General features: G+C 37.6%; 18 protein-coding genes and 2 pseudogenes. 7 read left to right on the top strand and 13 right to left on the bottom strand.

The genetic code is table 11. The features are described 5' to 3' along the window. Nucleotides 1-174 precede the first annotated feature (174 nt). Nucleotides 175-927, top strand: coding sequence for an amidohydrolase family protein (locus tag BK581_RS15720; RefSeq protein WP_078579054.1), 753 nt, complete (start codon nt 175-177; stop codon nt 925-927). A 263-nt stretch (nt 928-1,190) separates the two neighbouring features. Here the strand turns inward: BK581_RS15720 and BK581_RS15715 are convergent, their stop codons facing one another. From BK581_RS15715 to BK581_RS15700, 4 genes are all read right to left on the bottom strand, one after another. After that, on the bottom strand, nt 1,191-1,766 hold the full coding sequence (locus BK581_RS15715; protein ID WP_078579053.1) for a hypothetical protein: 576 nt from the start codon (nt 1,764-1,766) through the stop codon (nt 1,191-1,193). Beyond that, nucleotides 1,763-2,128 (bottom strand): hypothetical protein, encoded by a 366-nt coding sequence (locus BK581_RS15710; RefSeq protein WP_078579052.1) that lies wholly within the window; start codon nt 2,126-2,128, stop codon nt 1,763-1,765. Before BK581_RS15710 ends, BK581_RS15715 begins: the two co-directional genes overlap by 4 nt. A gap of 176 nt (nt 2,129-2,304) precedes the next feature. Continuing rightward, nucleotides 2,305-2,952, bottom strand: coding sequence for a PH domain-containing protein (locus BK581_RS15705; protein ID WP_078579051.1), 648 nt, complete (start codon nt 2,950-2,952; stop codon nt 2,305-2,307). Between the two features lie 203 nt (nt 2,953-3,155). Continuing rightward, the gene (locus tag BK581_RS15700) at nt 3,156-3,974 is read right to left on the bottom strand and encodes a S1C family serine protease (protein WP_169837749.1); all 819 of its coding nucleotides are present in this window, start codon (nt 3,972-3,974) and stop codon (nt 3,156-3,158) included. Between the two features lie 304 nt (nt 3,975-4,278). Here BK581_RS15700 and htpG point away from each other — a divergent pair, with 304 nt between their 5' ends. Further along, on the top strand, nt 4,279-6,165 hold the full coding sequence (htpG, locus tag BK581_RS15695; RefSeq protein WP_078579973.1) for a molecular chaperone HtpG: 1,887 nt from the start codon (nt 4,279-4,281) through the stop codon (nt 6,163-6,165). 300 nt (nt 6,166-6,465) lie between these two features. Here htpG and mmsB read toward each other — a convergent pair whose 3' ends face one another. The 5 genes from mmsB to BK581_RS15670 form a co-directional block, all read right to left on the bottom strand. Continuing rightward, the gene (gene mmsB, locus BK581_RS15690) at nt 6,466-7,632 is read right to left on the bottom strand and encodes a multiple monosaccharide ABC transporter permease (protein ID WP_078579049.1); all 1,167 of its coding nucleotides are present in this window, start codon (nt 7,630-7,632) and stop codon (nt 6,466-6,468) included. 3 nt (nt 7,633-7,635) lie between these two features. Then, nucleotides 7,636-9,168 (bottom strand): multiple monosaccharide ABC transporter ATP-binding protein, encoded by a 1,533-nt coding sequence (gene mmsA, locus BK581_RS15685; protein WP_078579048.1) that lies wholly within the window; start codon nt 9,166-9,168, stop codon nt 7,636-7,638. A 229-nt stretch (nt 9,169-9,397) separates the two neighbouring features. Beyond that, nucleotides 9,398-10,423 carry a multiple monosaccharide ABC transporter substrate-binding protein gene (gene chvE / locus BK581_RS15680; RefSeq protein WP_245829230.1) on the bottom strand — a complete coding sequence of 342 codons (1,026 nt, stop codon included), beginning with the start codon at nt 10,421-10,423 and terminating at the stop codon, nt 9,398-9,400. Between the two features lie 420 nt (nt 10,424-10,843). Continuing rightward, the gene (locus BK581_RS15675; RefSeq protein ID WP_078579046.1) at nt 10,844-11,011 is read right to left on the bottom strand and encodes an aspartyl-phosphate phosphatase Spo0E family protein; all 168 of its coding nucleotides are present in this window, start codon (nt 11,009-11,011) and stop codon (nt 10,844-10,846) included. 531 nt (nt 11,012-11,542) lie between these two features. After that, complete coding sequence (locus tag BK581_RS15670; protein WP_078579045.1) at nt 11,543-13,222, bottom strand: methyl-accepting chemotaxis protein; 1,680 nt, start codon at nt 13,220-13,222, stop codon at nt 11,543-11,545. Nucleotides 13,223-13,542: 320 nt separating this feature from the next. On the opposite strand from BK581_RS15670, the gene BK581_RS15665 reads away from it, so the two are divergent. Further along, nucleotides 13,543-14,016, top strand: a complete 474-nt coding sequence (locus BK581_RS15665; protein WP_078579044.1) for a flagellar basal body-associated FliL family protein — start codon at nt 13,543-13,545, stop codon at nt 14,014-14,016. A 204-nt stretch (nt 14,017-14,220) separates the two neighbouring features. On the opposite strand, the gene BK581_RS15660 is transcribed toward BK581_RS15665, so the two are convergent. Beyond that, nucleotides 14,221-15,249, bottom strand: coding sequence for an LLM class flavin-dependent oxidoreductase (locus BK581_RS15660; protein ID WP_078579043.1), 1,029 nt, complete (start codon nt 15,247-15,249; stop codon nt 14,221-14,223). Between the two features lie 140 nt (nt 15,250-15,389). Here BK581_RS15660 and BK581_RS15655 point away from each other — a divergent pair, with 140 nt between their 5' ends. Further along, the gene (locus BK581_RS15655) at nt 15,390-15,980 is read left to right on the top strand and encodes a molybdopterin-dependent oxidoreductase (protein ID WP_078579042.1); all 591 of its coding nucleotides are present in this window, start codon (nt 15,390-15,392) and stop codon (nt 15,978-15,980) included. A gap of 127 nt (nt 15,981-16,107) precedes the next feature. Here the strand turns inward: BK581_RS15655 and BK581_RS20375 are convergent, their stop codons facing one another. The 3 genes from BK581_RS20375 to BK581_RS15640 form a co-directional block, all read right to left on the bottom strand. Further along, the gene (locus BK581_RS20375; protein WP_245829089.1) at nt 16,108-17,631 is read right to left on the bottom strand and encodes an SEC-C metal-binding domain-containing protein; all 1,524 of its coding nucleotides are present in this window, start codon (nt 17,629-17,631) and stop codon (nt 16,108-16,110) included. A gap of 576 nt (nt 17,632-18,207) precedes the next feature. Beyond that, on the bottom strand, nt 18,208-20,310 hold the full coding sequence (locus tag BK581_RS15645; RefSeq protein WP_078579041.1) for an SA1320 family protein: 2,103 nt from the start codon (nt 20,308-20,310) through the stop codon (nt 18,208-18,210). 14 nt (nt 20,311-20,324) lie between these two features. Beyond that, the gene (locus BK581_RS15640) at nt 20,325-21,227 is read right to left on the bottom strand and encodes a DUF1672 family protein (RefSeq protein ID WP_078579040.1); all 903 of its coding nucleotides are present in this window, start codon (nt 21,225-21,227) and stop codon (nt 20,325-20,327) included. A 981-nt stretch (nt 21,228-22,208) separates the two neighbouring features. Here BK581_RS15640 and BK581_RS20370 point away from each other — a divergent pair. The 3 genes and pseudogenes from BK581_RS20370 to BK581_RS15630 form a co-directional block, all read left to right on the top strand. Beyond that, nucleotides 22,209-22,577 (top strand): annotated as a pseudogene (locus BK581_RS20370) (PAS domain-containing protein); the annotation flags it as partial. A gap of 192 nt (nt 22,578-22,769) precedes the next feature. After that, nucleotides 22,770-23,111, top strand: a pseudogene (locus BK581_RS20365) (methyl-accepting chemotaxis protein); the annotation flags it as partial. Nucleotides 23,112-23,554: 443 nt separating this feature from the next. Continuing rightward, complete coding sequence (locus BK581_RS15630) at nt 23,555-24,946, top strand: zinc ribbon domain-containing protein (RefSeq protein ID WP_078579038.1); 1,392 nt, start codon at nt 23,555-23,557, stop codon at nt 24,944-24,946. Nucleotides 24,947-24,959 lie beyond the last annotated feature (13 nt).

Here is a 24,959-nt window from a genome sequence, read left to right as displayed (position 1 = left end):
GAGATTTATCTATACACGCCCCCTTTCAGCCTGAGTACTATGTTAAGACTATAAAAAGCTTAGTCAGCTTTTAAGCAATCTGCCAATTCAAAGAGTATATTCCTTTTAAAAGGCGATATTGTGTTAGTATTTTACATATAGAGTTAGTCACTAAAAAGAGGATGTGAATCATGTATGAGAAAAATGTTTGACTCCCACCTTCATATCATTGACCCACGATTTCCGTTAATAAAAAATCAAGATTTTCTTCCTGAGCCTTTTACTTGTCAGGATTATAAGGAGAGAGTTGATGATTTGCAAATTGTTGGCGGAGCCGTTGTCTCAGGGTCTTTTCAAGGCTTTGACCAATCTTACCTCATTGATGCACTACAGACGTTAGGAAAAAATTTCGTTGGGGTAACACAATTACCTTATAGCATCTCAGGTGAAGACATTCTAGAACTCAATAATGTTGGTGTTAGAGCCCTTCGATTTAATGTTCAACGAAGTGGAAACGACGTCCTATCTAAATTAAATGATGTTGCAAAGAGGATATATGAATTAGCAGGCTGGCATGTAGAATTGTATATTGATTCTAAATATTTGCCGGAAATAGTCACCACTTTAGAAAGTCTCCCGGCCGTTTCAATCGATCACTTAGGTTTATCAAAAGAAGGTCTCAAACACCTTTTTTACTTAGTAGATAAAGGGGTGAGAGTTAAGGCAACAGGTTTTGGTAGAGGGGACCTTGATATTGAGAAGACATTAAAATCCATTTATGCTATCAACCCTGCTGCTCTTATGTTTGGTACTGATTTACCTTCCACAAGAGCTAAACGACCATATGATCATTCTGATATTGAATTAGTTTACAACGCTTTATCAACCTCACAAGCTGAGAAAGTTTTATATAAAAATGCATTAGATTGGTATCTAACAAAAAGGTAATGTTTTTATTACACGCCTTTTAACAGTCTCGTTATGATGCAAAAAAAACGAGACAAAGAATCTATTGCCTCGTTTCAACATGATCATTTCGTTTTAAAGTTAACTTCTAACATTATAAAATCGGAAATCGACTCATTTAGTTAAGACTTGGACAGTCTGTTAAGAAAACAATACCCAGAAAAACTATCCCTTTATCGAAAGTTACATTAAGTGAGAGATATCCTTCGCCACACGCAGTGACGATCAGCCGCTATCCCCAATTTTTATGTGATTTTCCCGACGATTTCACTCACACTCATTGTACTGTCAAGCATAAATTGACCAGATTTAATCGCTGATTCCAAATCGTTATTCTCAATATATTCTCTAAAGTCACTAGCACTGCTTATAATATTCGTTTCTTCTAGGACATTAGCGATTTCACCTGCACTCATACCAGAACCAATAACTAAATACAGCCGATGTACATCGTCAGAGTCACTTGTAGACTCTTCTCCCTCATCATCTACTGATGCAGCTTCAGTCTCCTCTTGAAGGACAGCCAACTCGTCTTCTAACTCAGATAAACGGTCTATATCTTCTTGAAGCTCTTCAAATTTAGCAGCGGTTAATGCGACTAAATCATTCTCTTCAATATATTGAAGCATATCTTGCTCAGTCACAAGTACTTCAGACCCATTCTCTTCATGTGAATCTTCTTTGTCTGGCTGCTCCTCATTCACTTGCCCTTCATCTGTTGCCGCATCACTATTATCATCAGCGAAGATAATAAAAGGTGCTAAAGCAATTGTTGCAATGAGAATGCCTACTGCTGTACTACGTAATTTGCTTCTCGTCATCCTGATACAACCTCGCTTTTCTTTTCTTCTACCATCACTTTTTCAACTTCTTCTATAGGCAAGTGTACAGCTTGAGCAATCTCTTCATTATTGTGTCCTTCAGCTGATAGACTTTCAATTTGTTTCTTAATCGCCTCAGCATCCTGTACAACATGATTAAGATCTTTCACATGTCTTTCTTCCTTAACAACTTTTTCAAGCTGTTTTAATTTATTATCTAAGTGTTCCATTTCCTTCATTAAACTTATAGAAAAGTTTTCTATTTTTTGGTCTACTTCATGATTTGAATCTTCCTTATAAAACGACATGATTAATAATATAACCGCCACCACTATTAAACCTATTATGATAAACGTAGTCATTTCTTCCCCTCCTAAATTAATTAACGACATATCCTATTATTTTATACCATAAAATGACCATCAAAAGTACCATCTCATAAAAAATAAGCGGTTACTCCTCCATCAGAGGTCACGTAACCGCTCAAAATATCCTTATTACTGAGCCTATTGTCTATAACATTCAAATATGTGTAAAATTAATAAAGAGTGTAGGAATTTTTCGTAGAAGGCTCACTAACACTGCATTCAGAGATCTTTAGCGAAAGACGCTTTTTAAAAAAATCAGGGTTTTCCGGAGAGATTAAAAGTGCTTCGTAGGTCATTTGTATCAAAATACCTTTATCAATCATAGTCGAAAAAACAAGAATGGTCGGATATTGTTGGCTCGTACCTGAGCTTAATCTCGGGGTCACCCAATATTTATCCCCAAATAGCTGGACATTTTTCATGTTCGTTAATGGTTCCCTCAATTCACTTACATGTCTCATGTCTCGATAAGGAATTAGTTTTAGCTTTTTTTTATTAAAGTAGATCGCCAGTCCTTCATTTTCTAACACATAACACATTCTCCCATCAAACCGTTGATTCCAACCTAAATAAAAACTCCAGTTCCACGTGGTGGAAAATATAATGAGGAAAAATAGCCATAAAAATACAGTAGGGAAGTCTAACACGCTATAGGCAGGATGAACAATGAGAAAAATCAATGTTCCCAAAACTCCTAATGCAAAAATACGTTCGAACCATGTCATAAATACATGACTTTTTCGAAGCCGATTTCGAAGCCGATGAGGGGGTTTCATTCCTGAAACAGCTTTAAAAGAATCCTTTTCATTAGATGTCATATATAACCCCTTCCCCTAAAATATTTACCTAATTATACCATAATTTCGAAGTGAATGATGGCTAAGATAATAATTTAGTGAAGGCCACTTTTTTTCTAAAGGACCTCAGTTTCCTTATTGGCTCGGCTTTTCATACAATAGCTAGATGCTATTACTTCACAAAAAAGCCTTAAGCTAGGGCAAACATTTAAGGGAAGATAGACTTAATAAGAAATAATGTCATCGATAATGTCCCGAACTTTATAAAGTGGCACACTGTACCCAATTGATGGATTATTTACATTTTTTGCAGCGTTAATACCGATGAATGTTTCTGCATTTTTTGATAGAAGTGGTCCACCACTATTACCTTCCTGAATACTAGCCGTCATTTCATACATATCTTCATAGGTGTAAGGGCCAATGACCAAATCTCTTTCCGAATGAGTGATTTCACCAATTGTCGCCGAATTACTAACACCATTCGGACTTCCTAAAGCTATCACTTCTTCACCAGGGGGGAAAATGTTATGTTCATCTATAGGAAAAGGTTCAATTCCTTCTAATTCTTCTACATATAATACGGCGATGTCCAAATGTTCAGAAAAACCTTCCACCATTGCTACATATTCATTACCTTCATTCGTAGTTATAAGCGCTGTCGAATTTCCATCAATAACATGGGCATTCGTCACTACAAAACCATGTTCATTATAGAGAAAACCCGATCCTTGCTCATTATGCGTGACAATTGTATATACACAACTTTGAGCTTCATCAACCATTTCTGTCAAGTCTCTTGGTTCTTCTCGTTCTTTAACAATAAAAGGAGTTGGAAATGTGAACTGTTCTCTCGTTTTATCATGCTCATATAAAAATGTGGACACCACTTCCTCAGGTGATGACCAATGAGAAGTAGTCAATATAGTTAAAATGCCAGCTCCTATTCCTAGCAAAAAGAACACACTTATAAGGAGATAAACATTCTTCCGAGCTGGTCGGCGCTTCGCTCGACAAGTAGGACAGTTTGTATCTGTTGGCATGAGTTCTTCCCCGCACCTGTGACAAAACATCTTTTATACCTCTCTTTAGCTAAATGATATGCCTCTAGTATACATTATTTTTCGCTTCGATCAGTTTGTAAGTTATAAATACACAGCATGCTCACTGTTTTTTACCAAATTATTGCTGAATTTGTGACTAGGAATATTGACAATTAAATATTTTTAAGTACAATAAAAATTGAATTAGCACTCTCCAGCAACGAGTGCTAATAGTTAACACCTCCTTACTAGAGGAACATTGATCCATAAGATTTCAAACTACATATAAAGGGGAGACATGATGATGGTAAAGAAAGAATTTAAAGCAGAGTCAAGACGCCTCCTGCAAATGATGGTTAATTCCATATACTCACAAAAAGAGATTTTTCTCCGTGAATTAATCTCTAATGCAAGCGATGCTATTGACAAAATGTATTATAAAGCATTAACGAATGATTCAGTTACATTCGATAAAGACAATTTTTACATTAAACTTACTACCAACAAGGATGATCGTACCTTAACAATTGAGGATACAGGAATCGGAATGACAAAAGAAGAACTTGAGAAGAATCTTGGAACCATTGCAGAAAGTGGCTCATTTGCGTTTAAGAAGGAAAACGAAATGAAAGATGGGCACGACATTATCGGACAATTTGGTGTAGGCTTTTATTCCGCGTTTATGGTAGCTGATTCTGTGACTGTTTTAACAAAAGCTTTTGGTGAGGAAACAGCTTTCGTGTGGGAATCTGACGGTGTCGATGGCTATACAATTGAAGAAGCAGAGAAATCACATACAGGAACAACGATTACAATTAAGTTGAAAGAAAATGCCGACGAAGAAAACTATGATCAGTTCCTTGAAGAATATGAACTAAAGTCTATTGTTAAAAAATACTCTGATTTTATCCGCTACCCAATAAAAATGGATGTCACTGTCCATAAACCAATAGAAGGTAGCGACGATAATGAAACTGAAGAAGTTTCAGAAGAGCAAACAATTAACAGCATGGTACCAATTTGGCGCAAAAATAAATCAGAACTTACTGATGACGATTACAATAATTTTTATCAAGAAAAACGTTATGGCTTCGACAAACCACTGACACATATCCACATTAATGTGGACGGGACAATTCGTTACAATGCCATTTTATTTATACCAGAAACGATGCCTTTCGATTATTATTCGAAGGAGTTCGAAAAAGGACTTGAGCTTTATTCCAGTGGCGTTATGATTATGGAAAAATGCTCTGAGCTACTTCCTGATTACTTCAGTTTCGTTAAAGGAATGGTTGATTCAGAAGACCTTTCATTAAATATTTCAAGGGAGATCCTCCAGCAAGACAGACAACTTAAAACGATTGCAAAAAATATTAAATCTAAAATTAAATCACAGCTTAAGACACTTATGAAGAATGACCGCGAGAAATACGAGACATTTTATAATGCCTTTGGTCGTCAATTAAAATACGGTGTCTACAGTGATTTTGGCGCTAACAAAGATGACTTGCAAGATTTACTCATGTTCTATTCATCTACGAAAAAAGGGCTTGTTTCTCTTTCTGATTATGTTGATCGCATGCCTGAAGATCAAAAATTTATCTATTATGCTACAGGGGATTCCTATGATCGGATTGAAAAATTGCCACAAACTGAGATGGTGGCTGATAAAGGGTACGAAATCCTTTATTTCACTGAAGATGTGGATGAGTTTGCGATTAAAATGCTTCGTGAGTATAATGAAAAAGAATTTAAGAATGTGTCTAGCGGGGACTTAGGGCTTGATACAGATGAGGAAACAAAAGATGCTGAAGACAATACTCCAGCTGAACATAAGGAACTGTTTGATGAGATGAAAACAGTTCTAGGAAATAAGGTCAGCGATGTGCGAATCTCTAAGCGCCTTAAATCCCATCCTGTTTGTCTAACAACTGAAGGAGAAGTTACTATTGAAATGGAGAAAGTCCTTCAAGCTATGCCAGATAACCAAAACGTCCAAGCTGAAAAAATCTTAGAAATTAACGCCAACCATGATATATTTAAAGCACTAGAACACGCTTTAACGAACGATAAAGAAAAGCTTAAGTTATACACAAATGTCCTGTATAACCAAGCTCGTCTCATTGAAGGCCTTCCCGTTGAGGATCCTGTTGAGTTCACTAATGATATATGCAAAGTTATGGTTTAATAAGCTATTCCCCAGTCAGCCTTTTATAGGCTGACTTTTTCATTTAGACTCTTTGGCCATGAAAAGAACTCTCATAGATAAGTTCATAGGAAGCCAGATTTCTATTGGGAGAGATATTCACAACAAACATGGCTTCCACACTAAATTTATTAAATTCGCCTGCTCACAACGTCATAAAACGAACCTTCAATTAGTGGAGGTATGGCCCTCTCCCACTTATTGGTAGTTTCTCCCATCTTAATAGCTTTATCTCACCTCTCTATTTGAACTGAGAGGTTTACGGACGGTTCACCAGGTTCTCTATATTTTTCCTTTATTTTTATTTAATACGTCAAAGGCCACGGCACTTAATAACACAAGGCCCTTAATGGCTTGCTGCCAATCTGTTCCTATCCCCATCAATGACATGCCATTGTTTAGAACACCCATGACAAGGGCACCGATGACCGCTCCAAAAATAGATCCTACTCCTCCACTAAAAGATGCTCCACCAATGACTGCAGCTGCAATAGCGTCCAATTCAAACAATGTGCCTGCTTGAGGTGTTGAAGCATTGAGTCTTGCCGTGAAAATTAACCCTGCCAATGCAGCTAGAACACCCATATTTACGAAAGCAAGAAACTTCATTTTTTTAGTTCTTACACCTGATAATTGAGCCGCATTCATGTTTCCTCCCACTGCATAAATGTGTCTTCCCAGTACTGTTTTAGACATAATAAAAGAATAGCCGAGCACAAGCGTAACCAGAATAAGCAATACGACCGGTAACCCCCGATAAAGGGCAAGGAAATAGGTAAATAGATTAAGAGCTGCTACAAAAAAACTAATTTTAAATACGAAAAAGCCCTTAGAAGTGACTTTAAATCTATAAAATTTCGCGACTTTACGCAATCTTATTTCATATAAAATGTAGAGAACAGACGCAACAAAACCAATAATAAGGGTGAGTAACTTAATTTCTCCGCCTGCATTTATATCAGGTAAAAACGCCGCGCTCATCGTCCTAAACGAATCTGGAAGTGGTGCAATTGTTCGTCCATCAAGCACAATAAGTGTTAACCCCCTGAACAAAAGCATCCCAGCTAAGGTGACAATAAAGGACGGTATGCGCATATACGCCACCCAAAATCCTTGCCAAGCTCCGATTATGGCGCCTACAATAAGACAAATCAAAACACTTGCACTCACAGGAAGACTTAACGTAGCCATAAAAAAACCAGCTAATGCTCCTATAAAAGCTGCTACTGATCCGACAGATAAGTCTATTTCACCTGTAATAATAATGATCATCATCCCAATGGCAAGAACAATAATATAACTATTTTGCATAATGATATTTGTCACATTGAGCGGTGTTAATAAAGCCCCTCCTGTTAATACTTGAAAGAAAAGTGCGATACCAATTAAAGCAATGATCATACCAAATTTTCTTACATTGTTAGTCACTAATAATTTTAGTTTGGTCATAGATTAAGACCTCCAACTTTCAGTCATATACATCATCAGTTTTTCTTGATCCGCATCCTGTCTTACTAACTCCCCTGTAATTCTGCCTTCATTAAGGGTATAAATCCGATCACACAAACCGAGGATTTCAGGCAACTCTGATGAAATAAGTAAGATACTCTTCCCTTGTTCAGTGAGCGATCGAATAATCTTATAGATTTCAAACTTGGCCCCTACGTCTATTCCCCGTGTTGGCTCATCTAGAATAAGAACATCTGGTTCTGCATGAAGCCATTTACCGAGCACGACTTTTTGCTGATTTCCCCCACTTAAATGTTCCGTTTTCTGTCCTAGATTTGGGGTCTTAATATTCATTTTTTTGATTAATCTTTTTGTCACTTCCACTTCTTTATTTAAGTTAAGAACACCATAATGAGAAATAGCTTTAAGGTTTGCAAGCGTCAGATTGTTTTTGACGCTATCCATTAAAATGAGACCAAATTCCTTCCGATCTTCTGAGACATAAGCAAGACCATTCGATATTGCCTTATCTACTGTACTTACATCTATCAGCTTTCCGTTCTTATAAACTTCTCCACGAATATTGCGCCCATATGATCTACCGAAAATACTCATAGCTAATTCCGTACGTCCTGCACCCATAAGCCCAGCGATACCGATTACTTCCCCTTTTTTCACAGTGAGAGTGACACGGTCAAGTCGTTTTCTTTCAGGATTATCTGGATCATCCACTGACCAATTTTTAATCTCTAAAGCCGTTTCACCAATTTCCGCCTGTTTTTCCGGATACAATTGGTCTAGTTCCCTTCCTACCATTCCTTTTATAATCATGGCCTCTGATATGTTTTCGCGTTTTAGAGATAAAGATTGAACCGTTTGTCCATCACGCAAAATCGTTAAACTGTCTGAAATGCTTAATAGTTCTTTTAATTTATGAGAAATCAATATGGACGTCATCCCTAGCTGTTTAAATTCTCTTAAAAGACGCAATAGATTAGCGCTATCTTCTTCATTAAGTGAAGCTGTAGGTTCATCTAATATGAGGAGTTGTACATTTTTGGATAATGCTTTGGCAATTTCAACGAGTTGTTGCTGACCAATACCAATTTGCTTGATTTTCATTTGAGGATCTATCTTTAAGCCTACCTTTTTTAACAGTTCCGTTGTTTTTAAGATAGTGTCGCTCCAATTAATCAACCCTTTCGTTGCTTGTTCATTACCTAAGAAGATATTCTCTGCAATTGACATCTCAGGAATGAGGGCGAGTTCTTGGTGAATAATGACGATCCCTCTAGCCTCACTAGAATTAATATCTTTAAACTCACATCGCTCACCTTTATAAAAAATATCACCTTCGTATGTCCCAAAAGGATGTACGCCACTTAACACCTTCATTAATGTCGATTTCCCTGCTCCATTTTCACCTATCAGCGCATGGATCTCTCCTTTTTCAACTTCAAGGTCTACACCATCTAAAGCTTTTACACCAGGAAAAACTTTAGATATGTGAGCCATTTTTAGAATTGTTCGAGACATTAGGTCCACCTGCTTTCACATAATGGAAGATGATTTAGCACCTATAAATCAAACCTACAATCAAGGGGGGCGTTGGTCCTTCCCCACAGATTGGTTGTTCAATCCATCAAGACATTCGCGTCCGTTAACTCCCACCTAAATAGAGTGACTATCTCTGCTCTATTTTAAGGTGGGGGTGTTACGGACGATTATCTGTGATAAGGCCAAATCACCTTCTCGTTATCTCGGGTCATCTAAGCTCTTCTTCCGAAAAATAGCCGCTGCCAACCAGGATGTCTTCATAATTATCCTTGTCAATGGAAATTGGCTCAATTAAATAGGAAGGCACAACTTTTATTCCGTTATCATACGTTTCTGTGTCATTCACTTCTGGTTCTTCTCCACGTAATACCGCATCAGCCATATTGACTGCCTGTCTAGCCAATTCTCTCGTATCTTTAAAGACTGTTTGTGTTTGTTCACCAGCTATAATAGATTTGACAGACGATAATTCAGCATCCTGCCCCGTTATGACAGGAAGTGGCTGATTGTCACTGCCATACCCTACTGATGTTAAAGAAGAAATAATGCCTCTGCTTATACCGTCATATGGTGAATAAACAGCATCAAGATTCGTATCAGCGTAATGCGCACTTAAAATATTATCCATTCGCTCTTGTGCCAATGAGCCATCCCATCGTAAAGTGGCCCCTTGTTCAAAAGCATCCTGCCCACTTTTTACCTTTAAAAGACCTTCATCCATATAAGGTTCAAGTACTGACATAGCCCCATCCCAGAAAAAATACGCATTGTTATCATCAGGAGAACCGGCAAATAGCTCTATTGTGAAAGGACCATCTCCATTATTTAATCCTAATTGTTCTTCAATATACTGACCTTGTAGGACACCAACTTGATAATTATCAAAAGTAGCATAATAGCTAACATGCTCACTGTTCATGATTAATCTATCATAAGCGATAATAGGTATATCCGACGCTTCCGCCATTTCAAGGACACTCGTCAATGCCTCACCATCTATGGAAGCGATAACAATTAAGTCCGCACCTTGAGTTATCATGTTCTCGATCTGATCAATTTGATTTTCTACTACATCTTCACCATATTGAATATCTACGTCATACCCTAGCTCTTCAAATTCTTTTACCATATTCTCGCCATCTTTCACCCAACGCTCAGAAGATTGTGTGGGCAATGCCAGTCCTATTTTACCTTCACTATCATTACGTTCGTTAGAACTACAACTAATAAGCATGGCCGCTATAACGACAACTATCATGACTAACCCATATTGTTTCATCAATATCCCCCTTTACTCGATCTCAAGATAAAAATTAATTATCCCTCCTTCTCCACTTTTCATATAGTGAGTGGTTGTGATGCTATTATATTGCTGCCTTTGAAAATTAATTAATACTTTTTTAGTTTTATCCGATTTTGTCCTCCGAGCTCCCAGAAAAATTTTACTAACCTAATTGAATGAATATTATCATTCAAAGAAGGAGGTCAAAGTTTGAACAAAAAATATCATTATGTAATCAACTCAATTAAAAAAGAATTGCCCTGTAAGCATTAAGCTTGTTTTTAGGGCAATTCTTTTACAAATTAAAATAGAAAATGAGCTAGGATACGTTCACCTAGCTCATTTTCTTGATTAGCGATCTATCTGATCCGATTAATATGCTGGAGAAGGTTCTTGTTTTTTAGCTAATTGCGTTCTCTGATAAGCGATAATCATATCATCAAGTTCTTGGCTACATTTTATGGTAGGCGTAGAGTTTAGCCCATTCTTAACTGCTAGCTCTAGTAGTTCTTTACGTTTTTTAAAGATTGCATCCGACATAACTAATCCCCTCTTAATTTTGTTAGATAGATTATAACACACGAACCCCTAATTTTAGTAATAAAATAAATTTATGACATAAGATGTCATAATACGTGTTTTTCTGATACTTCCATTCATTTAGTGCACCGTTTCGGATCCACTTCAAAAAAAATTTATTTTATTCCCCAAAATTCATTACTATATTAGAAACATATATAAGATCATTCTTATATTATTTTTGTTCGAGCGCCAAGTTTAAATTATGTCGTTCATCTTAAAATAACGCCTTTCTAGTAATTTTCCCCACAAACCAGCCATAGGGCTGCATAAAACGAGCCTTCAATCAAGACGTTAGCGTCCGTTATCTGCCACCTAAATAGATTTACCTCTCTATCTTGAGGCAGGCGTTTTACGGACGGTTATCTTGTGATAAATAGGACTGACTAATCATGTAAGAGGTAACGTTATTACTCAAGAAAAATGATCGCTGATTTGAAATCGTTACTAAAAGCAATCTGTTGTTGTTCATTTATGATCTAAAAATTTTAATTATATCTGATAAACACCGATGCGATTTTTAAGATCGTCTGATAATGTTGCTAAGTTAGATGAATTAGCCGCAATTTCTTCCATTGAAGCATTCGTTTCCTCTGCAGAGGCTGCTACCGTTTGCGTGTTTTCAGCCACGGCTTCCGCTTCATTAGCAATGTCATCTGCTACCGATGCCAATTTATGCGCATGAAGAGCACTATCCTCAATTGAAGCTGTGATCTCCTCCATCTGTACAGATATATTTTCCACAACATTAGCAATCTGTTTAAAAGAATCACCGGCTTTATCAACTAATAAAACCCCTTCATCCACGGCCTTTCCACCAAGCTCCATTGAATGCATTGAGGATTGTATATCTTCTTGAATATCTCCAATCATAGATTCTATTTCTCCTGCTGAGGAGCGCGTTTGTTCAGCTAATTTTCTTACCTCATCTGCAACTACCGCAAATCCTTTACCACTTTCTCCTGCTCTAGCTGCTTCGATTGCTGCATTTAAGGCTAACAAGTTCGTTTGATCTGAAATGTCCGTAATCATTGACACTATACCACCAATTTTTTCAGACTTCACACCTAAACTATTAACCTTTACATGGGATTCTGAGGAATGCTCTCTTATCGTTTCCATTTGCTCCACAGTCTGCTTAATAATTGAACTCCCCTCTTGTGCTTGCGTGCTGGAGGATATAACGAATTCATTGGCGTCTTTTGAATTTGCTGTCACTCTATCCATTGATTTCGTCATGTTATCAATCATTTGCTTAACTTCATGGGTTCGCCCCATTTGATTTTCTGTGCCCATAGCTGCTTCTTGGATCGCAGATGATATCTGTTCACTTGCTTGACTCGTTTCATCAGCTCCAGCCCTCATCTGCTCTGCTGAAGAGGCTAAATCTGTAGAAATAGTTGTGATCCCTTGAAACACTGATTGTAGATTCGTTGTCATGTGATTCATCGTTTGAATGAGTTGCCCAACTTCATCATCACGTTTATCTTCTAGTGTCTCTATACGTAAATTCCCCTCACTAATATTCTTAGCCACGCCGACTGCCTTTTTTAAAGATTGACTTATGTTCTGGCTGAATAAAATGAACAATATGCATCCTATAATGGTGGCTCCTAAAAACGTGATTAAAAATGTGATCTGAACAGCACCGAGAGATGAAACAGCTTCTTTCCCAGCATCGTCAGCCCGTGCTTTCATCAAGTCTGTTAACGATTCAATGTGTGTCATCGTTTCATTCCGTAAGTTATTTAATGCTACAATTTCACCAGAAGAATGAACACTTCTTCCTACAATACGACTGACAATCTCTCCATATTGATCTTTAGCTGTGTAAATCTGCTCAAACAATTCCTGCTCATCATGTGTACTCATATCCGGTTGTAGATCGTCTAAATATTCATTGAGACGTGTCTCATCAGCTATGTATGCTTCTTCATCAAACTCACCGGTCTGTACAGAGTCACTCACAATAATATACATCGATCGAAATAGAGACCCTACTTCCGTAACGATCAACGCTTGTTCACTTCGAAGGTTTTGTTCTTCAATATCCCCCTGTGTTGCTGCTAATTGTGGGTAAACATAACCGATACCTGCTAAAAATAAAATAAGTACAAGTCCAAACACAGTTAACATTTTATTTCGAATGTTAAGTCGATTCCATACCGCCATCTTTTATCCTCCCGATTCATAGTCATAAAACTAAAAGTCTTTTTCCTTTTTTAACAAACTATTAGTAAGATCAAAAATATTAAGACTTTTTAATATATTACCTTATTGAGATAGATATTAACAACAATTTTACCGCATTTGTCATAATTTTTTACAGCTATTTTTATGAAAATAGAACTAATTAATATTTTATAATAGGTCTTTATACCTTAATAATACTACTGTTAAAGTTTAGATAAATGGCTCATATACGGGACTAAAGTATTATCTTATAATGATTGAATATAAGAGCACAACTGTAAAAGGGGGCAATTTAAAAGATGGCAGAAGAAATGGAAGTTAGTGAGACTAGCAAGACACAGACTGGAAAGCGCCGTCTTGTTATTATTTTGAGTGCAAGTTTATTAGCACTAATTATATTAGTTTCAGGTGTTGTCCTGATCGCCATTCCTAATGAGAAGCTTAAAACAGCTTATGCTGATTTTACAAAAGAAGAGGAATGGGACCGCATCTATCATTTAGAAGAAAATGGTTACATGCTGGACAATGGTCAATTCATTAGGGTCTCGTTTGCATTCGTCGTTACTGATAGTTCACAAGTGACAACATTATCAGATGGTCAATCGTTACTTAAATATACGATTACTGACGTCATTTCCGGAAAGAAGCGCAGTGCTTTTAGAGGTCCAGATCAATTAAGACAATTTGAAGAAGACATAAAAGAGAGCTTGAATAAGGCTTACTCGGATGTAGAATTAGAGCATGTGTATATTACTAGTTTTGTTATTTCATAAAAAGAACCTTCAATCAGAACATTAGCATCCATTATCACCCACGTAAATAGATTCTCCTCTCTATCTTGAGACAGGCGTTTTACGGACGGTTAATTGTTATAAGCTAAACTTCAATTAGTGTGGGGGGGGTACTGCCCCTCAAGAGTAGGATAAATAGCACAAAGAGCTTGAACACAGGTGGCCCCTAGCGTTCAAGCTCTTATTTTAACGATTAATCTGCATGGCATTCGCTACTATTTCAAATGAGCGCAGTCTTGCTTTATGGTCATAAATTTGTGAATGAATCATCATCTCACTAGCCCCAGTATCAGACAAGAACGTCTGAAGCTGTTCTTTCACATTATCCGCTGTTCCAACGACGGCAGAACCGAACTGCTTTTTTAAAATTGTCTTCTCGTAATCTGACGACAATTCTTTTATATTTTCTACTGGTGGCTGCAATTTACTTGGTGTATTACGGATGAGGTTTAAAAATTGCAGTTCTAGACTTGAAGATAGAAAACTGGCTTCCTCTTCAGTATCCGCTGCCACCACGTTAGCTACAACCATTGCATAAGGCTCCTGCAAAACTTGCGAAGGTGTAAATTGGTTATAATATAAGTCTAATGCGGGTAATGTATTTTCAGGAGAAAAGTGACTAGCAAAAGCAAATGGCAATCCATGCTCTGCGGCTAACCTTGCACTAAATCCACTAGATCCTAACAACCAAATAGGGATATCAAGGCCTTCCCCCGGTACAGCACGGACAGCAAGTCTTCCTTCAGCCAATTCAGGATTAATGTAACTTCTTAACTCCTTTAATTGTTCTGGGAAATCATCACCATTAGTAAGATCCCCACGACGCAGAGCATAAGCCGTACGTTGATCTGTACCTGGGGCTCGACCAAGTCCTAAATCTATCCGATTTGGATAAAGAGAAGCCAATGTCCCAAATTGCTCTGCAATTATGAGTGGGGCGTGATTCGGAAGCATAATCCCTCCAGAACCTATACGCATAGTTGACGTGCCTTGAGCTACATGACTAATTAAAATAGACGTAGCAGCACTGGCAATACCCGGCATATTGTGGTGCTCCGCAAGCCAATAACGATGGTATCCCCATTGCTCAGCATGTTGAGCTAAATCAAGCGTATTTCTAAAAGCATCCGCTGCCGTTCCGCCTTCGAGAATTGGTGCGAGATCAAGAATGGATAGTGGTATTTTTTCCATCCGTTTGCTATTATTCATAGACATTGGACACTCCTTTTTTAATTTTAAAAACAACTATACATGGGTATATCTATTTGTGGCATTACAGTTAGTTTATCAATTGTATCTTTTTTTTCCTATTATTTTGCTTAGCTTTCCGAACTATTCTAAAGGAGATGGTTATTATGGCAAATCAATTGCCTCCAGGACAATTCGAAACAGAGAAATGGCCTATCTTACATAAGGGAGACGTATATTCTTTTAATAAAGATAATTGGAATTTCAAACTTTTTGGAGAAGTTGAGAAGGAACTATCCCTAACTTATGATGAGGTCATGCGTCTGCCTAAAACAATATCTTCAATCGACATGCACTGTGTCACGACATGGTCGAAGTTTGGCAACACGTTCGAAGGGATCGCTTTTCGAGAATTTTTAAATTTAGTCACTTTACGTGAAGGTGTTACACATGTAAAAATATTTGGTTATTATAATGGGGACCGATTCGGCTATTCAGCCAACTTACCACTTGATAACCTCTTAGGTGACGATTCGTTATTTGTTTACAGGTGGAAAGATCATAATCAAGGTTGGGAAACCCTTTCTGCTAAGCACGGTTTCCCCCTTCGGTTTATCCCACCTTCTTCTTTTTATTTATGGAAAGGAACAAAATGGGTTTCTGGCATTAAATTTATGACTGAAGATGAGGAGGGTTTTTGGGAAGAGCTTGGCTACTCAATGACTGCCAACCCATTTAAAGAAGAGCGTTACAAATAAAATAGTATTAAAAAATCTATGCCATGTCTAAAGGGACTGTGCCAAATAGCACCTTTTGCCACACTCCCTTTATTATAACTTTTCTCCTCTAGATCACTGGCATTTCAATTGTCGTAAAGAAAGAATCTTACATACAGCACTTTTTATATTTGTGTCCACTTCCACATGGACAGGGGTCATTTCGTCCAACTTTCACTTGCTTTCGCCGAAGACCAGCTTTATATATTCGTTCAACCGCTGCTTTTATTTCCTCATGAGTGGCTTCCGTTTCTCGCGAGAAAGGCGTGTCTCTTTCCATAATGGTGTCATTGTCTTCTTCCATTTCTTGTGAGTAAGTTGATTCTCTTACCATTATGGCTTCATTGCCTTCATCCACTTCGTCACGATGTAGTTCTTCCTCAGTCACTATGTCAGCAGACTGTTCTGTCAATTCTAAACGCTGATTTTCCAATTGTTCTGCCGCCTCATCATTCACTTCGTCTTGGTACTCCTCTTTATTTGGTACGTGATTTTCCCTGTCATTCGACCGTGTCTCTTCTCCCTTTTCTTCCACACCGTTATCAACCTTTTGTCTTTCTTGTAGAGATGCTTTCCATCGTGCCATTTCTGGATGATCAATGTCATGAATAACAGCCGTACAATACAGGCCTTCTTCCAGTGTAGCAACTGCTTCATCATAGCCTTCATGTTGAATAAACGAGTCAATCTTAGATAGCATATCTACCGTTAAATGTTCACATAAACCTGCCGCAATCATTGTTTTTTCTGTTTTACCTTGCACATGTTCCCACTCTTGCACTAATGTCTCTCTCGCTTTAACTGTTTTAATATTACTAAGAATATAAATAGCATAATGACTTAACCGCGGATCATGAATTAAAGCCTTTACCGATTCAATGACACTATTTTCCTCCGCGCCAACTTTAATAAGCATGTAACACATTTCTTCTAAAAACAATTCATTTCTATAATGCCATTGCGCTAAAGCAAGGATTTCCGGTACGGCTTCCCCTAACCTCATCTCACCGGCCAACACAACATCATATAAATCACGATATGAAAGAATAGACTTGCTTTTCATTTTTTTAATTCTATGAATGATTTCAAGGGCGCCTATCATCTCACGGTGGACCATAAGGGACGCGATTTGTTTCCCTAAAATAAACACGTTTTTATCAAAGGTTCCGTTGACTTCTAACGTATGAATAACTTTGTGAAACTTTTGCAATACAATATCTCGCTGATCAGTGCAAAGACTTGTATAGAAATCCATGCGGCCTAGTTGAATGCCCTGTTTCTTAAACACCTGTGAAATAAGATGTTGATAGGCTTTAGCAAGACACGGATCTAAATGATTTAAAATGTCTGTATAAAAGGGTTGTTGCTCTTTTGAAACCGTATCATTACGAAGGCGCTCTAATATGTATTCTACTTCTCTATGAGAGACGGGCAGGTGCTCTAAATAAGGTAATAAAGAGCCTTCTGTTTTTTCCTTTTGGAGATATAGTTCATTCGCTTCAAGTCCTATAAGGAATGTGTTCTCATCGCCAATATAACTTTTGTGAAGGATATCTAGAACAAATTTCTGGATAATCTCATCCTCTGTTTTCATATGAGTTTCGATCACTTGTAAAAATGCTTGGCCGTCCATTTTCAACACCTCTATTATCATTCATGTTCTCTCAAACTAACGTTTTTCATAATTAATCATGTATTCTTTTTAATTATACATCTTATTAGTCACTCTGAGAGCCAACTTGAGTGAAATGAGATATTTTTTAGATTTTTATAGAGATTTCCTATCATAAGTAAACCCTAAAATAGCTAAATCGGCTCCCCACTTATCTACCCGCCTCTCTATGACAATTAAATCCGTGATATTTCCCGGGAAATTGTCGAAAAAGACAATGAGCCTCATTTTTTTTGCTGAACAAAAAAATATAGCTTAGTCTTATAAAGAGAGAAACCGTTATACTTTATAGGCCCCTATTTTACGAAACAAAAGCTTCTCGACAACAGTTGATACGATTTGCTAGATTTGTAAGGATGACTCGTGGCATTATCCAAATAGACAGCACTCTATCCTCACTAACAAACACGATTATCCGAATTCACCCTCACTTCCAAACACGTCCTAAATATGAGGTTAAAAAAAATGAAAAAGAGTCTAGGATGCTTTCCTAAACTCCAACTCTATACCTTATGGTAGTGATATATAACTTCTTTCTTACCACGTTGCGGCTCGCTCAATCTGTTCTTCTAAAATGCTCATATTCGTTTTCACACTTGAGGAGACATCGTGCAAGACAGTGATCGCTTCTGCCTCATGGTCAGATAATTGAAAGACGATATCGTCAAACAGGAGCTGCATGTCTTTTAAAATAGACGTCGCCGCCGAGTTATAAATGTGAATATTATAATAGCCGGAATCATTGAATAAGGCAGAATCGATGTATGGTCTTAAATTATCGACGACCACGGGATAATTCGTTAAAAACTTTTGTAGACCTGTACGAACACCACGTAACATCTCGTTTAACTCGTCCATCGGCTCCAGTATTTCATTCACTTTTGCTTTGACATTCTCATCATAGTTCGTAAATGTGCTTAAAATAAGATTACCAGGGTTGCCATACAAATGAATATTGGTCCCCGTTCTAATAACTGATGTAATCTGTTCACCAGACCATTCAATTAAGCTCACTGTCGTTTTTAAGCTCGTCGCTATCGGAAGCACGATAAAACTGCTTCCCGTTTTAAATTGCTCCATTGCAATATTTAAACACTGTTCTTTTAATGCCATGAAATTAAGGAGATAGGGTGACTCTATCATTTCTACAGCTGTGGTTTGCTGAATTTTACCCACATCGCCCACAGCAGACTGATTGGAGATAGCACTTGCTAAACGGTTGTCGATTGTTTCAAATGCCACTGCCACTTGATCGACTTGAGTCCCGAATTCTTTTACTTGGTCAAACATATTACTGTAGTTTGTAGTGACATAGTTAAAGTGAGAGGCAAGCTCTCCGACGACCACATCATGAAAACGTTCCTGTCCTGCTTTAAAAATGTCTTCAATTTTCCTCATTACAATATCGTCAATAGCGGCTATAAATTCATCTAATTGGTCCTCTAGCCTCCTGAGATAACTTCTAATTTCAGCAAATACAGCGTCCAAGTCAATCGTTTTTTTCGTTATAAATTTTAACAAGGCTACCGGTGGATATTCTAACAAAAAGTTTAAAGACTCACACCTTGCCTCAATAACATCTACCACCATATGAAGCCCTTGTATAACTTGCTTAAACATGCCATTCCCAAACCGGATATACCGTAACAAACCATCCTCGACAATGTTTTCAACACTTTCTTGGTAAATTTCACGTAATTGGTTTAAACGAGCATCATATACCGCACTTTCATGTGTGATGATCTCCATTGAATGATTAACATATTGCTGCGCCCAGTCTAACCTATCTAACACAGAAGTTTCTATGCCATCACTTAGCAGTCTAATCGTCTCAACATTGAGGTCGATTCGTTCTGATCTTCCCCCATACAAAGGCTGACCTGTCCAAATACTAGATACGAGATGATAATGGGCATCTACTTTAATAACCCCATAGCCCGGTGCCCCTTCTGTTCCTACCGTCACATGAGAAACATGTTTGCCGTCTTCACGAATATAACCTGTGTGATTGAACCCAATTCCCGCCGTTGAAGGTATCCCGTTATAAATCGTATGTCTAGCACCAGGCACTTGGTTCCCCAGTCCAATAGAACTTACACCAAGATTTAAAATATCATATTGGCCAATATAATTGACGATATTCTCATACTCTCTATCTGTCTCTACAGCGTTAGCAGGGAGTAAAGCAGGGTTTAATGTAACAGAACGAACATGCTCATGTCTAACACCAACCATATTCGCTAATGCACCACCGAGAGAGTTGCCAGTTACAGATGTTATCTCCCCGTATTTCTGCTCCATTTTTACAAAATAGTGTTCAGCTCCTTCAAGCTGGGCAGGTACAGGTGCTGTTAGCAGTTTCACATCTGTCACAATATCTGCTGTTCCATATTTACCATGGACATTCGTACCCATATACACAATATGGTATTCACCCGAGGTCATATTTTGAATGGTCATGGCATCCAGTCCTGTAGGGTCTTCATTAAAATAACTATCTCTAACTCTGTACACTTTTTCATTTACTTCAAACACTTGGTCTTTACCATATTCTAAATAGGCGTGTAAACCTGCTAATTCTACCAAGTCTTGATCTGTCGTAATCGTTGTATTTATCGCTTGCTTCACATTTGTTGTCACATTAATCCCCCCCTTCATTTTATGATGTCACTTATTTCCAGTGAGTTATTTTGATCTCCGCTAGCTGATTGTTTATTAATCTTATTATCATGCAACGATAATGTATAATTGGCACGGGGTACGCCTTCTACGTCTTTGAAACTGTCCACAATATTATCAAAAAGTGCCGGTTCTGGCTCATTCTCTTCCATAAAAAAGCTGATTGAAATAATGAGTTTCTCGGCATCATAACTTTCTTTATTAAAATGTTGGCGCAACTCGTCAGCGCTAATATTAGGATTGTCAAAATAGAGTTGTGTAATCTGTTCCATCTCATCTCTTAGTGCCAGCGGCTGGACAAAGTAATACGGTGTCGTATACGCCGTTGCTTTAACATTATTAATTGCTTCTTCCCTCAATCCGACGACTGGATGAGTGGCTGCGATCTCTGAAATGAACGTATCCAACTCAGAAAATTCTTCTTCCATTATCATAACTAATAACCCACTAAAGATCGCTTGCTCTACTTGATTTGTTTCTGTCCAAATGTTCTCCGCTTTGATATCTCCCTTTTCTACGTCAATGCCAATCATCGCGTATGTATGAAATTGGGGCTCACCAATAGATTGGACAAAAACGGTTGCGCCATCTGCATTGCCCACCGCATTATGAACAATCACGTCTGTCTTGTATTCTTCCAGGAAAAAAGTGCTTACGGCTTTTTCTATCTCTGTCATTTTTTCAGTGGCGATAGGATCTGTCGCCTCACCGTCCGGTAGATCATAGCCTTCTCCTGTATAGTCAGTTACATTTACGTATCTATCATGAACCTCTTCTATTTCTGATTGATCATCTTGTAATTGGTTACTATCATTCATTGTCACACATCCCCCTAGTAAAAACACGACACTGAAACTTATTAAACACAGATACTTCATTTGTATAGCCTCCTATAATGAGGGAGTCATTAAATTATCGTTACTAACTAACTTTTAGATATACCTTCTGTTAGTTTAGCTGATTTCTTTGGCATTGTTGACCTTTTTTCGCTATAAAAAGAACTGAAATGAAAAACAGGAAAATGGGGGGGTGTCTTTAGTTCGGAGAACAGAGACATAACCTAAGTTATTCTAGGCGGATAGTTGTGAAAGGGGAATGAGTAATCTATTACTTTCCCATTACTAAGCTTATTACTTGCACTTGAATAAAAGTCATAATCCCATGTCGCGATCAATATAACGAATAATATTGGGAATTTACAATAAATTGTTCGTCATTAGGAACGAAGAATTGGAATGCAAGATGGCAACTCCTATGGGAAGAAGCGACACCTGAAACGCCATTTAGCTTTGTAAAGGTAAAATGAGTTGAAGGCGATCCCCACGGAAAGTGTTCATCTGTAATGAAAATAAATCATTACGTTCTGAAATAACAATACAACCATGACTTATGAAATGAATTCATTTAAAACATTTAAAGACTTATATCACTGATTTTCTGAAAAGACGTTATTTATGATCCCATATTAAATAGGAAGATATACGATAGCAACTTCATAGAAAGTAAAACTAAATCGGAATCATTTGCTGATATAAATATTAAATCTCACATTAAGTGCTAGATTTTTAAAGTAAATGTATATGTAATCAATCTATTAGTCAGCATCCTTCTGGATTTTAGGCCTACTTACCCTCATCTTATTTTACATTTTTTATCTTTTATTCATGCTTTTTGATGAAGTTACTTATATAACTATAGCAACTATTGCTCTAGTATGTGTGTTACTGTATGATCTCTAATTACATAGGTACTAAGGATCATTACAAATAGACTAAAAAAACGTGTTAGTTAGACGTCAGAACACTATTTTCTGCTATAAGACGTGTGCTAATCACGACCACACTTAAGGGGTGTTAACCATGAATTCTACTGAACAAATTTATGATGAGGTTGTTATCAAAGCGATCGAATCAAATCTTGCTATTATTAGATTTGATATGGAACGGCGTGTTTCATATGTTAATACGATCTTCGCAGATGTGATGGGCTACTCTGTCCAAAAGATGATCGGTATGTCTCACAAAGAGTTCTGTCTACCTGAATTTGCAGAGAGTCCTGAATATGATTCCTTCTGGAAAAGCTTATTTTCCGGAAAAAGCTTTCAAGATAAAATCGATCGATTGGATGCACATGGAAATTGCATTGCGCTTGAAGCCACGTACATGCCGCTTTTCGATGACCATCATCGTGTCATCGGTGTTAGCAAGATTGCGACTAACATTACAAGAAGACAGAATGCCATTACGGATGTTGTAAATGACCTTCAATCCATGTCTGAAGAGTTAGCAACCCGCTCAGAAGAAGGCATTGAACGAAGCCACCATCTCCTCGAAAGTATTGAAAGAATTGCGAGCGTTTCCTCTGAAAATACTAGCACGTTAATGAACCTACAAAATCAGGCCGGTGAAATTAGGGATTTCGTAAAAGCAATAAGAGATATAGCAGCACAAACCAACTTATTAGCATTAAACGCTGCAATTGAAGCTGCAAGAGCTGGTGAACATGGACGAGGTTTTAATGTGGTGGCAAGTGAAGTACGTAAGCTTTCTTCTTCAGTAGACGACACCATTATCGAAATAAAAAATAACGTCGATAATATGACAAAAGAAGTTGAAAAAATATCTTTAGGTACGACAAAAGCTCAGGAAAATATCACAACTATTCAGCAGCAAGTTGAAACAGCTATTAAGGACTTTTCTGATATTTCGCAATCTGCTGAGAAGCTCGATCATCAAGCAAGAGACTTTAATAACATTGTTTAAAACACCGTTACCAAGCATCACTAAACAGCCCTGTATTAACGTGGGCTGTTTTTGCGAAAATTAATCCTTTTATTACCTTATTTAGATTGTTAGGTTATTAGTATAATTCCCTTTATAAAAGGTTGAAATATATCTTCTCCCCTTGTTTTATGAATATATTTCAAGAATAATAGTCATAAAGACATGTGTTTATTTTAAAATCATTTAAGGAAATCCTATGGACTTGTCACTACGCTGAGAGGGGAGAAATCACGCCATACAATAACCAATATTTTGAAGAATTTAAACGAAATATGATAAAGGGTTAACGAATCCTGGTTGACCTTAAACTATGAAAGACCTCAATTAACGCCATTTTCCTAAACAATTACGTACTTAAAGGACCCATGACAGACATTTAAACTGATATACGATTAATGACCGCTAATTAAGGAGCTGACAACATGCATTGTTCGACATGCGGAAATACGTTTTCCGACCAACACACATTTTGCCCTGAAGACGGGACAAAACTCTCATCTTCTAATATCACAACATCTACCGAAAAACAGTGCGGCAAGTGTGGAACCACCCAAGATGCATTAAATCAATTTTGCGAGCATTGTGGGGCATCTTTTCACCTTTCCTCTCCGTCCCCCTCCGAGCGAAAGGCCGCACTATTTTCTACAGGGAAATTTCAGAAAGAATCTATCAAAAGAAGGTTAGCTGATGGCTTAAAAATAGCCGCTTCCGCTTTCATTGCCATGATTATAGTGGCATCTATTATTCATAACAGTGTCTCCAATTATTTTTTAGGTGAATTTGATATTTTATCTATGACTGGTTTTCGTTTGACTGACTTTTTAATGTATCTTCATTCCGTTCAAGTAACCATGACCATTCCCGGAGAATTTTTGGGCGCTCAAACGTTTCAAGCCGGCGTGGTCCACGGTCTTATTCTTATGGCACTCATATTTAGTTTAGTTGGCTTTATATTTGGCAAAAGAATCACTACCCTGACACCTAAAGACAAGCTAAAGCTAGCTTTATCAAGTGGTATTGTTTATGGCCTCATGATGGCGATTACGGCCTTAATTGCTCGGCGGACAATGACAATTGAAGAATTTTATACGACAGTACAAGTTAGTTTATCATTTTCAATGTTTCAAGCATTTAGTGTCAGTTTTATCACCATGACATTATTCTCATTCATTGGCTTTCTGCTTGCGTCTCCTAAAGGACGATCAGGGAAAGAATTACACGATTTGCTTCCTAACGGAAAGAGTATCTATTTCGGAGTTAGAGCGTTTTTAATCACATCATTCACGACACTCGCTATCTATACTATCTATATTTATAACAGCGATATGATGCAGGAAGTGGCCATCTTTGAAGCTGGCACGTTAGCTTTCATCTTATCATTACAAGCGGCAGCTTATCTTATTCCACTTATTCACTTTCAGACAATTGAACTTCAAGTGCCTGACATGCTTTTAAGTGCCTATGGTCGTGAAACATTATGGCTTTTCTCAGCCAGTGACCACCCTTTCTTTCTTAATTTAGAGATCGGAGGTATTTCTCCTTTTGTCATAGCCGGTTTGCTTATTCCAGTGGCTTTGTTCGTGTGGACAGGTATCATTTTGCATCAAACCTATGGAAAAAGCTTTGTTAAACCACTGCTCGTTGCAAGTGGCACATATACGCTATTAAGCTTACTTCTTGCCTTTTTCTTACGTATTATCGTTTCCCTTGAGGGATTTCATGCATCAATTAGCGTTACATTCATTCTATCAGCACTGGCTACTTTCACTTTCAGTTCTGCCGTCATGTATGTCACAGCATGGTTTCGCTCTTAAATCTATTAGGAGG

This window comes from Salipaludibacillus agaradhaerens (assembly GCF_002019735.1).
Taxonomy (GTDB): domain Bacteria; phylum Bacillota; class Bacilli; order Bacillales; family Salisediminibacteriaceae; genus Salipaludibacillus; species Salipaludibacillus agaradhaerens.
This window is presented reverse-complemented; position numbering and strand designations above follow the sequence as displayed.